The sequence below is a fragment of the Arthrobacter sp. TmT3-37 genome, from assembly GCF_054510835.1.
The window spans coordinates 1-13,925 of the sequence record NZ_JBTNDU010000028.1; the positions used below are offsets into that span (position 1 = coordinate 1).

The window sequence follows — 13,925 nt, forward strand, 5'->3', positions numbered from 1 at the left end:
TGATCGCGGCTCCGGAGGCCTTGGACCAGAACACCTCGCCCTTCTGGAAGGACTGGTAGCACCCGTTGTCGCGGATCCCGCAGACCTGTGCCGCGGTGGGGTAGCCCAGGGTTCCGCCTTCGCCGCCGGCTGCCAGCCATGCGGTGCGCAGCGGCCCGTTCAGGGAGATGACAGCACCCGTTGCACTGGACCAGATGACCGCGCCATTGGCGAACCCCTGGTAGCACCCTCCACCGGTCAGATCACACACGACACCGGAGCGCACCTCCCCGAGCCCGGACGAGGACGCGACAACCGCCGAGATAGCCGCCGCCGCCGGCGACGGAGTCGAATTCGGGGGAGTGATCGTCACGACGGCGCTTGCAGCGCCCGGGTCGGTCGTGGGGACCGACATCGAGGTGATCTCCACGCGTGTCCCCGTGTGGGTGGTGAACGTCTGTCCCGCCTTCCACGTCAGGGCACGGTTCGAGTAGCCGTACAGGCCGCTGTTGGGGGTGAGGACCACCGATGCGTTGCCGGCCCAGCCGAGGACGTCCTGCTTGGTGATCTTCACGCCCTGGTTGCCGCCCACGGCAGAGGTCCTGTCGTAACCGAGGGGCACGCGGAGCTCGAGGTAGTACACCTCCTTGCTCTTCGGGTCCACGAACTTCAGCGCCCGCTGCGTCTCGCTGCCGCTCCAGGGCTTCAGGGTGTACTGCTTCCGCTCCGACGGCGTCCCGATGTTGCGGATCTCCGAACCGGACCCGAAGCCGCCGTACTCCCAGAGGAAGGCATTGATCATCGGGGAGCTGACCTGGGCGTAGCCCATCATGTCGGACATGTCGCTGTACTCGGACGACCAGCAGCCCGAATCGCCCCAGGACGATCCGGTGCGTTCCGCGTCGAGCCGTCCGCCCGGGCAGGCCAGCGAGTTGGCGTGGTGCAGGCCGAGGACGTGGCCGAACTCGTGGGTCACGACGTTGTTGGTGAGCGCCGACGGGTAGGGCATGATCACGCGGCCGCTGGTGGAGCTGTCGGTGAAGCCGCCGCCCAGGATGCCCCAGGAGCCGTTGTAGTTGAGGTCGGCATGGGGGACGAAGATCACGAGGGACTCGTAGGGCCGGTACTGCCAGTTCAGTTCCCTCGTCACGGTCGCCATGATCGTCCCGTAGGAGTCGGTGATCCGCGCCGCCGACTTGTGCCGGTACTCGCTCACCTTCGTCATCGACAGGCGTCCGGCGGAGGCTGAATTCCAGTAGGCGTTCGCGCTCGTGATCGAGTTGCGGGCCGCCGTCATGTTGATCGCGTCGGTATCGGCAACTGTCTTCCCCGACAGTTGCACGGTGACGAGCGTGACCTTGAAGTCGCCGCTGCGCGGTGCGATCGCTGCAGACCCGGCGCTGCCGTCGAGGCCCAGGGGCGACGCCGACTTCATCGGGCTGACCGGCTGGGCGAAGTGCTCGCCGTACCGGGCGTTCGAATCCGGGTCCTCGAGCGGGTTCCACGTGAGGTCCGGGACGAAGGACGTGACCTCGTCCTGGGCTGCGGCGGGCGCTTCGGCGGTCGCAGCCGACGCCGGGGCGGGGACTGTCGGAGCCGGGGCGGGAACTGTGGGAGCCGGCGTCGTGGCGGCTTTCGTCCCGCTGTCGACGGTGGGCGCCGGCGCGACGGGTGCGGTCGTCACCGTCGGTGCGGCAGGCGCACTCGCCGGGCCGGTCGCGATTCGAGGGGCGGCCGGGACAGCCGGGGCGGCGGTCGCGGAAGGGGTCGGGGCCGTTACGGCGTCTGTTGCTACTGCGGGGACCGCGCTGCCCATGAGACCGAGGGACAGGAGGGCGGCACACAGGAGTCGAGCGGGGGAGGGCAGGGTCACGGGTTCTCCAGCAAAATCCGGGCGTCAGCCAGCGATTGAATCCCGAGAAGACTTACATAGCTGTTACGACTGTGACGGGGGTTTCGGATGTGAAACCAGAATCCTCGGTAAAACCTGCGCGTTCCGTGGTAATTCCACTGGGCGTGTCGTGCGGTTGCAGGCTCCCGCACGCTGTAGAGGCGGGAAACTGCGGTTATGCACATCTGCCGCACCGTCTAGTCGGGCGGGGCCGCCTTGAGTAGGGTGATTCGCAGCAGGAGCCGACCGGGCTCGACCATCACGCCAACGGCGGCGCGAAGGTACGCGGGGGATATCCATGGATGCTGTGCACGTGGTCGAGGGCGAGGTGCGGGAGCTCATCCGGAGGCGTGGGCTGGATCCCTCCCGCCAGGTCGACGAGGTGCAGCTCCTGGTCCGCGATGCCGTCGCCGATTACGAGGAACGCTCGGTCCTGGGGTTCCTCCCACCGTTGGGCCGGCTCGATGCCGCACGCAAGCAGATCTACGACGCCGTCGCCGGGTTCGGCGCCCTGCAGCCTTTCCTGGACGATCCCACGGTCGAGGAGATCTGGATCAATGCGCCGTCGGAGGTGTATGTCGCGCGGAACGGGGAATCCGAACTCACGGCGCTGTCGCTGAGCGAGCAGCAGGTGCGGGACCTCGTCGAGAAGATGCTGAAGTCGAGCGGCCGTCGCCTGGATCTGTCCTCGCCCTTCGTGGACGCCTCCCTCCCCGATGGGTCACGGCTGCATGTCGTGATCCCCGACGTCACCCGCAAGCACTGGTCCGTGAACATCCGGAAGTTCATCGCCCGGGCCTCCCGGCTGGAGCACCTGGTGGAATTGGGCACCCTGTCCCCACAGGCGTCGCGGTTCCTCGGAGCGGCCGTCGCGAGCGGCCTCAACATCCTCGTGTCCGGGGCGACCCAGGCAGGGAAGACGACGATGCTGAACTGCCTCGGTGCGTCGATCGGCCCCCGGGAGAGGGTCATCACGGTCGAGGAGATCTTCGAACTGCGATTGCCCCTGCGCGACGTGGTCGGCCTGCAATGCAGGCAACCCAATCTCGAGGGCCACGGTGAGATCCCCCTGCGCCGCCTCGTGAAAGAGGCACTGAGGATGCGGCCGGACCGGCTGGTCGTCGGCGAGGTCCGGGAGGCGGAGTGCCTGGACATGCTGATCGCGCTGAACAGCGGCCTGCCGGGGATGTGCAGCGTCCACGCCAACAGCGCCCATGACGCGGTCACGAAGATCTGCACGCTGCCGCTCCTCGCCGGTGAGAACATCTCGAGCAGTTTCGTGGTGCCGACCGTGGCCTCCTGCATCGATCTCGTGGTGCACTGCGCGCGGCTGACGGATGGTCGGCGCCGAGTCACGGAAATCATGGCCCTGGGCCGACGCGTCGAGAACGGTGTCATCGAGTCCTCCCATGTCTTCCGGCGGGTCGACGGGATTCTGGAACTGACGGCCAGCGGCATGCCGGCGGAGGAGAAGTTCGCCGCCGCGGGAGTCGATGTGTCGTCGCTGCTCGGAACCAACGCATGAGCACGGCGCTGGGGGTCGCCCTCGGTGCAGGGCTCTTCCTCGTCTGGTGGTCCTGCTGGGAACGACCGGCTGAGGCGCGATCAGTCCCGGTCCGGCGACGGCTGCTGGACGATCTCCTCCTGCGTGCCGGCGTCGAGCGGGTCTCCTCGAACGGGCTGATCGCGTCCTGCGCGGCGGTGGGCGTCGCCGTCCTGCTGCTCGGCTTCATCCTGACGGGATCCGCGCCGATCGCCCTGTGCTTCGCCCTGTTCGGCGCGTTCCTGCCGTTCTCGATCGTGCGGTGGCGGGCAGCGAAGCGCACCGCGTCACTGCGCGAGGTGTGGCCGGACGTGGTGGACCACCTCCGGTCCGCGATCCGCGCAGGGCTGTCGCTCCCGGAGGCGCTCATCCAGCTCGGCGAGAAAGGGCCGCTCGAACTGCGGCCGGCGTTCCGGGCCTTCGGGGCGGACTACCGGGCAGGAGGGCGGTTCGACGACGCGCTCAACCGGCTCAAGGAGCGGTTGGCGGATCCGGTGGCGGACCGCATCGTCGAGGCGCTGCGGATGACGCGGGAGGTCGGCGGATCGGACCTCGGCCGGCTGCTCGGCACCCTCTCCGAATTCCTGCGGGACGCCGCGCGGACGCGCAGCGAGCTCGAGGCCCGGCAGTCGTGGACCGTCAACGCGGCCCGCCTCGCTGTCGCCGCTCCCTGGTTCGTCCTCCTGCTCCTGTCGACCAGGCCGGAGGCCGTCCGGGCGTACAACTCCGCGGGCGGCGCGGTGGTCCTGCTCGGCGGACTCGTGGTCTCCGTCGTCTGCTACCGCATCATGCTCCGGATCGGCGCGCTACCAGAGGATCAGCGGGTCCTCCGGTGAATCCCGTCAGCGCCCTTGCCGCACTCTGCGGACTCGTGTTCGGTACGGGCTTATGGCTGGTCCTCGTGCGGCTTCCCGTCATGCGGGCGACGAGCCTGACGCAACGCGTCGCGCCACAGCTGCGCGCGGTCGATGTTCAGTCGCGCCTCCTGACGGATTCCCCGGCGAATGTCACGCCCTTCGGGCCGCTCGAGCGCATCCTCCGCCCACTGCTGGCGGACGCCGTGTCCTGGTCCCACCGTTTCAACCCGGCGTCGGCGACACTCGCACGCCGGCTGGCCCAGGCGGGCCGCGGCCAGACGACGACGGACTTCCGCGCCCAGCAGCTCCTCTGGGCGGCGGGAGGGCTGGCGGGTTCGACGCTCGTCATGGTCCTCCTCGCGGCGTCGGGGTCGGCCGATGTGCCGCTGGCCGTGATCATCGTCCTCGGCTGCGCGGTGCTGGGCTTCGTCGGGAGGGACCACGTCCTGTCGGCCGACATCAGGCGGCGCGAGACCCGCATGCTCGCCGAGTTCCCCAGTCTTGCGGAGCTGATGGCACTCGCCGTCTCGGCGGGCGAGAGCACGACGGGTGCCCTCGAGCGGATCTGCAGGACGGCGACCGGGGAACTCGCCGGCGAGTTCGCCCTCGTCCTGGCCGCCACGCGGGCGGGGAAGCCCCTCGTCGACGCCCTCCAGGAATTCTCCAACAGGACGCGCCTGGCCCCGCTCGCGCGATTCGTGGACGGCATCACCGTGGCCGTGCAGCGCGGTACGCCGCTGGCCGACGTGCTGCGGGCCCAGGCCCAGGACGTCCGCGACCTCGCCAAACGCGAGCTGATGGAATCGGCGGGCAGGAAGGAGATCGCGATGATGGTTCCGCTGGTCTTCGGTGTGCTCCCGCTGACCGTCCTGTTCGCCGTCTATCCGGGGATCGCGCTCATCAATCTCGGTTTCTGATCCACCAACGACTCCATCGAAGGGGACACCATGAAGATCCTGACCAGCGCACCGCGCATCGCCCTGCTGTTCCTTGCGGCAACTGCGGCACTGTTCCGGGCGACGGAGGATCGCGAGCGGGGGGATGTCCCGGGGTGGGTCATGATCACCCTGATGTCGGCCGTCCTCGTCGCCGCCCTGCTGGCGATCGCCGGTCCCGCGCTGGAGGGGCTGTTCAACCAGGTGATCGACCAGGTCTCCCCCTAGTGGTGCTGCGACACCGGAGGATGCCCCGGCACGACCCGGGCGATTCCTCGGATACCGAGCACGGCGCGGCCGTCGTCGATTTCGCACTGGTCGGCGGACTCCTGACCGTCGTGTTCATCGCCATCATCCAGCTGACCCTCGTGCTCCATGTCCGCAACACGCTCATCGACGCGGCCGCCTCGGGTGCTCGGTACGGCACACTCGCGGACCGGGACCCGCAGGACGCGGTGGGGCGCACCGAGCAGCTGATCCGCGGCTCACTGGCCGATGCGTACGGGTCCGACATCTCGGTCGGGGAGAGCACCGTCAGCGGTGTCCGCACCCTCGAGGTGGTGGTCCGGGCGCCCCTGCCGGTCATCGGCCTGATCGGGCCGGCCGGAGTCCTGGAGGTACGCGGCCATGCCGCCCTTCCGTCGTGACCCGGCAATCGTCCCTGCTCAGGGCCGGCGTGGCACTCGGAGCGCTGCCTGGCCCGGAGGGTCGACGCGTGGCCGGACGGCGGGCCGGCGCCGGCACGAGGGGGAGAACGGCAGCGCCGTCGTCGAGTTCGTGTTCCTGGGCGTCCTGCTACTGGTGCCGGTCGTGTACCTCGTGCTGACCGTGGGCGCGCTGCAGGGTGGTTCGTTCGCCGTGGTGGGTGCCGCCGACCAGGCCGCGAGGGTGTACGCGGATGCACCGACCGCAGGGGCAGGGGATGCGAGGGCCCGCGAAGCCGTCCGGATCGCGTTCTCGGACTTCGGCTTCACGGCGGACCAGGCCGACGTCGACATCATCTGCAGCGAGGCGTGCCTCATGCCGGGTTCCACCGTGACCGTCGTGGTGCGCCTGGACGTCCCCCTTCCGTTGGTCCCCGCCATCGCGGGGTCCTCCCCGTCAGCCGCGACGGTGGACGCGACATCCACCTCGATCGTGGAGCGGTTCGGGTGATGCGGGCCCGGAGACCGGAGGCCACCCCGGCACCCGGCGCGGGGCGGTCCGACGACGGGCAGATCGGGATCCTCGTCATCGGCTACCTGCTGATCTCCCTGCTGGTCGTCACCGTCGTGCTCGCCGTGACCGCCGTATATATAGAGCACAAGAAACTGCTGTCGGCCGCCGACGGCGCTGCGCTCGCCGCAGCCGACGACTACAGCATCGACGTCCGCGTCGGAGCGTCGACGACGCCGCTCCCGGTCCTGCAGGACTCCGGCGTCGAGGACTCCGCCGCCGGCTACCTCTCGACCACCGGGGCCGACGCCCGCTTCGAGCAACTGGGCATCGATCCCGCCACGGGAGCAGCCGACGGGCGCACTGCCAGGGTCGTGCTCACCGCCGTCGTCCGTCCGCCGATCGTCAACTTCCTCGTTCCGGCCGGGATACCGATCATCGCCCAGGCCGATGCCCGTGCCGAGCTCACGCGCTGACGCGCAGCACACCGCGTCGTCGCACCCACGCGGCCGGCCAGGGTGGAGCGCGGTCGCGGCGCGGGGCATGACGTAGGCTGGAAGAACCATGGCAACCACTGATTTTCCCGCAGAGATCCGCGCCTTCCGCGCGAAGTACCAGTCCATCGAGCAGGTCTCCGACGTCGAGGGGATCCGCAAGGACATCGATGAACTGAGCGAGGAAGCCGGTGCGCCGGACCTCTGGGACGATCCGGCGGCGGCGCAGAAGGTGACCTCCAAGCTGTCCCATCGACAGTCCGCCCTGGAGCGCCTCGAGACCCTGGAGAGCCGTATCGACGACCTCGAGGTCCTCGTGGAACTGGCGCAGGACGAGAGCGACGAGGACACCCTCGCGGAGGCCGAGAAGGAACTCGTGTCGCTGAGCAGGTCCCTCGACCAGCTGGAGATCGTGACGCTCCTCGCCGGCGAGTGGGACGAGCGCGAAGCCGTCGTCACCATCCGTTCCGGAGCCGGGGGAGTGGATGCCGCAGACTTCGCCGAGATGCTCCTGCGGATGTACCTGCGCTGGGCCGAGCGCCACGGCTACCCGACCTCGGTGCTCGACACGTCCTACGCCGAGGAGGCCGGCCTGAAGTCGGCGACGTTCGAGGTCAAGGCCCCCTACGCGTTCGGCACGCTGTCGGTCGAGGCCGGGACGCACCGCCTCGTCCGCATCAGCCCCTTCGACAACCAGGGCCGCCGGCAGACGTCCTTCGCGGCCGTCGAGGTCATCCCGCTGATCGAGCAGACGGACGTCATCGAGGTCCCGGACAACGAGATCCGCGTCGACGTCTTCCGCTCCTCCGGTCCGGGCGGACAGTCCGTCAACACCACGGACTCCGCGGTACGCCTGACCCACCTGCCCACAGGCACGGTGGTGTCCATGCAGAACGAGAAGTCGCAGATCCAGAACCGGGCCGCCGCCATGCGCGTGCTGCAGTCCCGGCTCCTGCTGCTCAAGAAGGAGCAGGAGGACGCGGAGAAGAAGGCGTTCGCGGGCGACGTGAAGGCGTCCTGGGGCGACCAGATGCGCTCCTACGTCCTCAATCCGTACCAGATGGTCAAGGACCTGCGCACCAACCACGAGGTGGGCAACACCTCGGCGGTGTTCGACGGCGAGATCGACGACTTCATCGACGCCGGGATCCGCTGGCGGACGAACAACCGCAAAGACGAAGCCTGAGCGGACGTACACCCGGCCCGACGCGCACCCGGCTCGACGCACGCACCCGGCCTGCTGTGCAGCCGGGCGTCGCCGCAGCCGGGACGGACGGCCGACCTAGGGAGCGGGCGTCGCCACCCGGGCCTCGCGGCGGACCAGATCCTGCAGGTACTGCCCGTAACCGCTCTTGAGGAGCTTCTCAGCGCGGACCATCAGTTCGTCGTCGGTCAGGAGTCCCCGTCGCCAGGCGATCTCCTCCGGCACCCCGATCTTCAGGCCCTGCCGGTGCTCGATGGTCCGTACGAACGTCGACGCGTCGTTCAGCGAGTCGAACGTGCCGGTGTCGAGCCAGGCCGTGCCGCGCGGCAGGACCTCGACCTTGAGCCGTCCCGCATCGAGATAGCTCCGGTTGACGTCCGTGATCTCCAGTTCTCCGCGGGCAGAGGGCTTCAGTCCCTTCGCGATGGAGATGACGTCGTTGTCGTAGAAGTAGAGGCCGGGCACCGCGTAGTTGCTGCGCGGCTCGGACGGCTTCTCCTCGAGCGACAGGGCCCTGAAGTCCTCGTCGAACTCGACGACGCCGTACTGACGCGGGTCGACCACGTGGTAGCCGAAGATCGCTCCGCCGTCGATGCCCGCGAAGCGGCCCAGGGTGGCGCCCATGCCCGGCCCGTAGAAGATGTTGTCGCCGAGGATCAGGGCGACGTCGTCGTTCCCGATGTGCTCCTCGCCGATGATGAAGGCCTGCGCCAGCCCGTCCGGCGCCGGCTGCGTCGCGTAGGTGATGTTCGCCCCGCACCAGGACCCGTCGCCCAGCAGGGTCTCGAACTGCACGGCATCCCTCGGGGTCGTGATGATCAGGATGTCCCGGATGCCCGCCAGGAGCAGCGTCGACAACGGGTAGTAGATCATCGGCTTGTCGTACACCGGCACGAGCTGCTTGCTGATGCCCAGGGTGATCGGATGAAGCCTCGAGCCGGTTCCGCCGGCCAAAATAATTCCGCGCATCGCTTCATTCTGGCGTAGTTCCCGACGGTCGTGCGGGTAGGGCCGGCTCGTGTCGCTGCGCGCTCCGCAGCGGCGGCACCCGCCGGCCCGGCAGGACCACCCGGCGATCAGGTGCGCGATGTGCGCCGGCGCCGTGCGCGCGACACACCGCCCGGGTGACGGGCGCTCCGTTGCGCCGTCGTTATAGTCGAGAAGCCGGCGCTTCCTTCCCCCAGCAAATGCCCGTGCCCGGCGCACACATGGGCGCAGAGTGATCATGATCAGATTCGACAACGTCACGAAGAACTACGACTCCAAGTCGCAGCCCGCCCTCGACGCCGTCTCCCTCGACGTCGACCGCGGCGAGTTCGTCTTCCTCGTGGGCGCCTCGGGCTCCGGCAAGTCGACCTTCATCCGCCTCGTCCTCAAGGAGGACCGGGCGTCGAGGGGCGCCGTCTACGTGGCCGGCCAGAACGTCGCGAACATCCCCTCGTGGCGCGTACCCCGGCTGCGGCGCGGCATCGGCGTCGTCTTCCAGGACTTCCGCCTGCTCCCCAACAAGACGGTGTTCGCCAACGTCGCCTTCGCGATGCAGGTCATCGGCAGGAGCCGCGCCGTCATCCGCGAGACCGTTCCCGACGTCCTCGCGACCGTCGGCCTCGAGGGCAAGAACAACCGCATGCCCCATGAACTCTCCGGTGGCGAGCAGCAGCGCGTCGCGATCGCGCGCGCCATCGTCAACCGTCCCGGCATCCTGCTGGCCGACGAGCCCACCGGCAACCTGGATCCGACGACGTCGATGGGCATCATGAAGGTCCTCGACAGGATCAACCAGAACGGCACCACGGTGGTCATGGCCACGCACGACGACGACATCGTCAACACGATGCGCAAGCGCGTCGTCGAACTCCGCAACGGATCCGTGGTGCGCGACGACGCCCAGGGCATCTACGTGGGCGAGACCGGGGTACTGACCGGATGAGGCTGGCCTTCATCCTGTCCGAGATCGGCTCGGGCATCCGCCGCAACCTGTCCATGGTCACCTCCGTGATCCTCGTGACCTTCATCTCGCTCACCTTCGTCGGCGCCGCCGGGCTGTTCCAGCTGCAGATCAACCAGATGAAGGGTTACTGGTACGACCGCGTGCAGGTCACCCTCTACCTCTGCGTCGACAACTCCTCGGAGACGAGCTGTGCTGCGGGGCCTGTCACCGACGAGCAGCGCGAGGCGATCCAGGCGAAGCTCGAATCCGAGCAGTTCGCGCCGTACGTGGACACCGTCACCTACGAGTCGCAGGAGGAGGCGCTCGGCCACTTCCGGGACCAGTTCGCGAATTCGCCGATCGTCGACTCGGTGACCGCCGACCAGCTGCCCGCGTCCTACCGGGTGAGCCTCGTGGATGCGGAGAAGTACGAGGTCATCGACGAGGCCTTCTCCTCGGAGCCCGGCGTGGATGCCGTGAGCGACCAGCGCGACTTCCTGGAGGCGATCTTCCGCTACATGAACTGGGCGTCCGTCGTCGCGCTCGTGATCGCCGGGATCATGACGTTCTGCGCGATCCTGCTGATCGCCACGACCATCCGGCTCTCGGCCTTCAGCCGCCGCCGCGAGACCGGCATCATGCGCCTCGTGGGCGCGTCGAAGGCCGTCATCCAGCTGCCGTTCATCCTGGAAGGAGTGATCGCCGCCGTTCTCGGGGCGGTCCTCGCGTCGGCGACGCTCTGGGCAGCGTCGAAGTTCGTGATCGACGGCTGGCTCGTCGACACCTTCCCGCAGACGGCGTTCATCTCGTCCCAGCAGGTACTGCTCCTGGTTCCCGCACTCATCCTGCTCGGGGCTGTCCTCGCAGGACTCTCCTCCCTGCTCACCCTCCGACGATACGTAAAGGTCTAACCGTATGCCGCTCAGCGCCAGGGGACACGTGCGCCCACCAGGAACCTGGTGGGCCCGGCAGGACACGAGGACCTTCGTCGTCCGCGGTACCGCAGGCACCTCGATCGCCCTCGTCGTCGCGCTCGCGCTCGGATTCAGCACGCCCGTCGTCGCGGACGAACTCGACGACCGCAAGAGTGCGCTCGAGAACGAGATCACCGAGGTCCAGCAGTCCATGGAGTACCTGGACGCCGACATCGCCGAGACGATCGGCGCGCTGAAGACCTACCAGGGGCAGTTGCCGGCGGCGCAGCAGTCCCTCGCCGATGCCCAGGGCAAGGTCGAGACCGCGGTGGGGGAGGTCGAGGCCCTCGCGGTCCGCGTGGATCTCGCACAGGAGACCAGGAACAAGATCACCGAGGAACTCCGCGCCGACCAGCAGGAGATGGAGGAGACCCGCGAGGTCATCGGCCAGATCGCCACCGAGGCCTACAAGAACGGCGGGATTCCCACCAACGTGTCCCTGCTCCTGGGTGCGGAGGGGGTCGAGGACTTCACCGAGTCGATGGATCTGGTGGACCAGGCCCTGCGCAGCCAGAACGCCGCCATGGAACGCCTGTCCGAGCAGAGCGCGACCAACGCCGACAGCAAGGCCCGCCTGGTCGCCGTCGAGGCCGAGATCACGAAGCTCAAGGACCGGGCCGACGCGGCGCTCGCCGCCGAGCAGTCCGCCCGCGACGCCGCAGCGGGCGAGAAGGCGAAGGTGGACAAGCTCGTGGCGGACACCTCCGCCCTGTCGGCGACGCTGCAGGAGCAGAAGCCCGTGATCGAGGCGAAGCTGGCGAGCGTGGAGCAGGCCCAGCAGCAGGTGAACGCGGACATCGCCGAGCGGCAGCGCCGCCAGATCGAGGAGGCCCGCAAGGCGGAGGAGGCGCGCCTGAAGGCCGAGGCCGAGGCAGCGGCCCGCGCGGAGGAAGCGCGCCTGCGCGCGGAGGCGGAAGCTGCCGCAGCGGCGGAATCGGCACGGCTGGCAGCCGAGGCCGAGGCCGCCAACCGGCCGGCACCGGCACCTGTTGCGCCCGCCCCGGTGGCGCCCGTCGTCCCGCAGGTGCAGGCCCCGGTGGCCACGGCACCCAGCTCGTTCGGCCTGAACTCCCCGGTCAACGGCCCGATCTCCTCCGGGTTCGGCTGGCGTCCGACGCCGGTGGGGACCATCGACTTCAACGGCACGGGCGGCTACACGCACACGGGGATCGACTACGGTGTGGGCTGCGGGACGCCGCTCTACGCCCCCGCCGCCGGCGAGGTCTGGTACGCGGACTCGAACGTCCTGCCGGGCGCAGGCAACCGGATCGTCCTCAATCACGGCGTCGTGGGCGGCAACGCACTCGCCACGAACTTCTACCACCTGACGAGCTTCCTGGTCTCGCCGGGCCAGCGCGTCAGCGCCGGCCAGCTGATCGGCTACACGGGGACCACCGGCAATTCGACGGGCTGCCACCTGCACTTCGAGACGATGCTGAACGGCACACTCGTGGATCCGATCGGCCTGCTCTAGGTCGTAGGATGGAAGGCACTGTCCTCCCGCGGACCGCCGTCCGCAGCAGTGCCGCAAGAAGGAGTATCGCCGTGCCGAAGGAAAGTGGCCGGAAAGTGGTGGCCACCAATCGGAAGGCCTTCCACGACTACGCCGTGCTCGACACGTACGAGGCCGGCATCGCACTCATGGGCACCGAGGTGAAGTCGCTGCGCCAGGGGCGCGCCTCCCTCGTCGACGGCTTCGCGATCTTCTACGGCGACGAGCTCTGGCTCGAGGGCATCCACATCTCCGAGTACTCGCAGGGCAGCTGGACCAACCATGCCGCGCGCAGGAGGAGGAAACTCCTCCTGCACCGCGAGGAACTCACCAAGATCTCACAGAAGATCCGCGAGTCCGGCTTCACCCTGGTCCCTCTGCAGCTCTATTTCCTGAACGGCAGGGCCAAGGTCGAGATCGCGGTGGCGCGCGGCAAGCGTGACTACGACAAGCGCCAGACCCTGCGCGAGAAGCAGGACAACCGCGAGGCGCTGCGTGCCATGCGTGAGAAGAACCTGGGCGCGTGAGTGATGTCTTCTGGTCGGCGCAGGACGACGACGAGGAAGGCGAGCCCTCGGAGCTGAGGTACAGGCGGCCGTGGTGGGTGACCGCCGGCGCCCTGGTCGACCTGCTCCTGCTGCTCATCGTGGTGCCCGCAGGAATCCTCTCCCTCCTCCCGTTCGTCTTCCTCGTCTACGTCTTCTTCGCGCAGGTCCTCGTCTGGATCTCCCCGGTGCTCATCCTGCTCAACGCGGCGATCTTCTGGTGGAGCTTCCGGCGGAAGCAGGCCGCGACCACGGCCCTGGCCGCACTCGGCATCGCCTTCGTCCTCCTCGCGTTCGTCGTCGTCCGGCTGTGGCAGTCGCCCGTCGTCGTGCTCGGACTCACGCTGGTGCGATAGGCGTTCTCCCTGGGCGAAGCGCCGAGCCGCACCCGGGCGGTGGGGTAGACTTGAGGAACCGCTCCGCCATCGGCGGAACGGCGCAGGGATCACTTGATAACTGAACATGGGGATGACAGGTTTCGACGATGTTAGTCGCGACAGGGGAAGCGGGCCGAGGATACAGGGTTATCTCGTAAACGCTCCTTGTAAAACAATAAGTGCCAAATCATCGCGCACTGACTTCGCTCTCGCTGCCTAGGCAGCCTAGCTAGTCCGTCAGACCGGGTTCGCTCTCGCCCCGGATCCTGGCGTCATTTAGAGGGCCACTGCTCCCGGTCCTCGTTGTAGGGACCGGGGGGACTCTTATACAACTGGGCTTGGCAGCCACTTGTTTGCACGATGGCTGGAGCCGAGAAAAACCGACGCAAACTGCGCCCGGAGAAGCCCTGACTACACTGCATCGGACGCGGGTTCAATTCCCGCCATCTCCACCACCACGAAGCGGGCCTCCGGTTCTCCTAGGGGGGGGTTTTTTTTTTCGCGCGAAAACCCCCTCGGGTTTGTTGTTTCCTTTGGCGGGAGCTCCCC

At 68.3% G+C, this 13,925-nt stretch carries 15 protein-coding genes and 1 other RNA gene; 14 read left to right on the top strand and 2 right to left on the bottom strand.

The window, feature by feature from the left end:
- Positions 1–1,852, bottom strand: a 1,852-nt coding sequence (locus ACX80U_RS19015) for a hypothetical protein (protein ID WP_459269527.1), incomplete at its 3' end; no start/stop codon positions are given.
- Positions 1,853–2,168: 316 nt separating this feature from the next.
- Between ACX80U_RS19015 and ACX80U_RS19020 the strand changes: the two genes are divergently transcribed.
- The 8 genes from ACX80U_RS19020 (at position 2,169) to prfB (ending at position 8,040) form a co-directional block, all read left to right on the top strand.
- The gene (locus ACX80U_RS19020) at positions 2,169–3,395 is read left to right on the top strand and encodes a CpaF family protein (protein ID WP_459269528.1); all 1,227 of its coding nucleotides are present in this window, start codon (positions 2,169–2,171) and stop codon (positions 3,393–3,395) included.
- The gene (locus ACX80U_RS19025) at positions 3,392–4,249 is read left to right on the top strand and encodes a type II secretion system F family protein (protein WP_133080909.1); all 858 of its coding nucleotides are present in this window, start codon (positions 3,392–3,394) and stop codon (positions 4,247–4,249) included. The genes ACX80U_RS19020 and ACX80U_RS19025 overlap by 4 nt, the downstream gene beginning before the upstream one ends.
- Entirely contained in the window at positions 4,246–5,187 is a 942-nt protein-coding gene (locus ACX80U_RS19030; RefSeq protein ID WP_244186265.1) for a type II secretion system F family protein, read from the top strand. The genes ACX80U_RS19025 and ACX80U_RS19030 overlap by 4 nt, the downstream gene beginning before the upstream one ends.
- A gap of 30 nt (positions 5,188–5,217) precedes the next feature.
- Positions 5,218–5,433, top strand: coding sequence for a hypothetical protein (locus ACX80U_RS19035; protein ID WP_459269529.1), 216 nt, complete (start codon positions 5,218–5,220; stop codon positions 5,431–5,433).
- 20 nt (positions 5,434–5,453) lie between these two features.
- Positions 5,454–5,852 carry a TadE family protein gene (locus ACX80U_RS19040; RefSeq protein ID WP_133080907.1) on the top strand — a complete coding sequence of 133 codons (399 nt, stop codon included), beginning with the start codon at positions 5,454–5,456 and terminating at the stop codon, positions 5,850–5,852.
- The gene (locus ACX80U_RS19045; protein ID WP_459269530.1) at positions 5,833–6,360 is read left to right on the top strand and encodes a hypothetical protein; all 528 of its coding nucleotides are present in this window, start codon (positions 5,833–5,835) and stop codon (positions 6,358–6,360) included. Before ACX80U_RS19040 ends, ACX80U_RS19045 begins: the two co-directional genes overlap by 20 nt.
- Positions 6,360–6,836: a pilus assembly protein TadG-related protein gene (locus ACX80U_RS19050; protein WP_133080906.1), complete on the top strand. Its 477-nt coding sequence runs from the start codon at positions 6,360–6,362 to the stop codon at positions 6,834–6,836. Before ACX80U_RS19045 ends, ACX80U_RS19050 begins: the two co-directional genes overlap by 1 nt.
- 88 nt (positions 6,837–6,924) lie before the next feature.
- Positions 6,925–8,040, top strand: coding sequence for a peptide chain release factor 2 (prfB, locus tag ACX80U_RS19055; RefSeq protein WP_459269531.1), 1,116 nt, complete (start codon positions 6,925–6,927; stop codon positions 8,038–8,040).
- Between the two features lie 96 nt (positions 8,041–8,136).
- On the opposite strand, the gene rfbA is transcribed toward prfB, so the two are convergent.
- Positions 8,137–9,027 carry a glucose-1-phosphate thymidylyltransferase RfbA gene (gene rfbA, locus ACX80U_RS19060; RefSeq protein ID WP_459269532.1) on the bottom strand — a complete coding sequence of 297 codons (891 nt, stop codon included), beginning with the start codon at positions 9,025–9,027 and terminating at the stop codon, positions 8,137–8,139.
- Positions 9,028–9,283: 256 nt separating this feature from the next.
- Between rfbA and ftsE the strand changes: the two genes are divergently transcribed.
- From ftsE to ssrA, 6 genes are all read left to right on the top strand, one after another.
- On the top strand, positions 9,284–9,988 hold the full coding sequence (gene ftsE, locus ACX80U_RS19065; protein ID WP_133080903.1) for a cell division ATP-binding protein FtsE: 705 nt from the start codon (positions 9,284–9,286) through the stop codon (positions 9,986–9,988).
- On the top strand, positions 9,985–10,899 hold the full coding sequence (gene ftsX, locus ACX80U_RS19070; RefSeq protein ID WP_459269533.1) for a permease-like cell division protein FtsX: 915 nt from the start codon (positions 9,985–9,987) through the stop codon (positions 10,897–10,899). Before ftsE ends, ftsX begins: the two co-directional genes overlap by 4 nt.
- A gap of 28 nt (positions 10,900–10,927) precedes the next feature.
- Entirely contained in the window at positions 10,928–12,436 is a 1,509-nt protein-coding gene (locus ACX80U_RS19075; RefSeq protein ID WP_459269534.1) for a peptidoglycan DD-metalloendopeptidase family protein, read from the top strand.
- 71 nt (positions 12,437–12,507) lie between these two features.
- Positions 12,508–12,981 carry an SsrA-binding protein SmpB gene (smpB, locus tag ACX80U_RS19080; RefSeq protein WP_133080900.1) on the top strand — a complete coding sequence of 158 codons (474 nt, stop codon included), beginning with the start codon at positions 12,508–12,510 and terminating at the stop codon, positions 12,979–12,981.
- Positions 12,978–13,355 carry a hypothetical protein gene (locus ACX80U_RS19085; RefSeq protein ID WP_133080899.1) on the top strand — a complete coding sequence of 126 codons (378 nt, stop codon included), beginning with the start codon at positions 12,978–12,980 and terminating at the stop codon, positions 13,353–13,355. Before smpB ends, ACX80U_RS19085 begins: the two co-directional genes overlap by 4 nt.
- A 108-nt stretch (positions 13,356–13,463) precedes the next feature.
- Positions 13,464–13,831, top strand: a transfer-messenger RNA (tmRNA) gene (ssrA, locus tag ACX80U_RS19090).
- Positions 13,832–13,925: the final 94 nt, after the last annotated feature.

Bases quoted from the DNA above. Each gene is read 5' to 3' on its own strand.
- ACX80U_RS19020 (WP_459269528.1), top strand. From the start codon at position 2,169: ATGGATGCTGTGCACGTGGTCGAGGGCGAGGTGCGGGAGCTCATCCGG.
- ACX80U_RS19025 (WP_133080909.1), top strand. From the start codon at position 3,392: ATGAGCACGGCGCTGGGGGTCGCCCTCGGTGCAGGGCTCTTCCTCGTC.
- ACX80U_RS19035 (WP_459269529.1), top strand. From the start codon at position 5,218: ATGAAGATCCTGACCAGCGCACCGCGCATCGCCCTGCTGTTCCTTGCG.
- ACX80U_RS19040 (WP_133080907.1), top strand. From the start codon at position 5,454: ATGCCCCGGCACGACCCGGGCGATTCCTCGGATACCGAGCACGGCGCG.
- ACX80U_RS19045 (WP_459269530.1), top strand. From the start codon at position 5,833: ATGCCGCCCTTCCGTCGTGACCCGGCAATCGTCCCTGCTCAGGGCCGG.
- ACX80U_RS19050 (WP_133080906.1), top strand. From the start codon at position 6,360: ATGCGGGCCCGGAGACCGGAGGCCACCCCGGCACCCGGCGCGGGGCGG.
- prfB (WP_459269531.1), top strand. From the start codon at position 6,925: ATGGCAACCACTGATTTTCCCGCAGAGATCCGCGCCTTCCGCGCGAAG.
- rfbA (WP_459269532.1), bottom strand. From the start codon at position 9,027: ATGCGCGGAATTATTTTGGCCGGCGGAACCGGCTCGAGGCTTCATCCG.
- ftsE (WP_133080903.1), top strand. From the start codon at position 9,284: ATGATCAGATTCGACAACGTCACGAAGAACTACGACTCCAAGTCGCAG.
- ftsX (WP_459269533.1), top strand. From the start codon at position 9,985: ATGAGGCTGGCCTTCATCCTGTCCGAGATCGGCTCGGGCATCCGCCGC.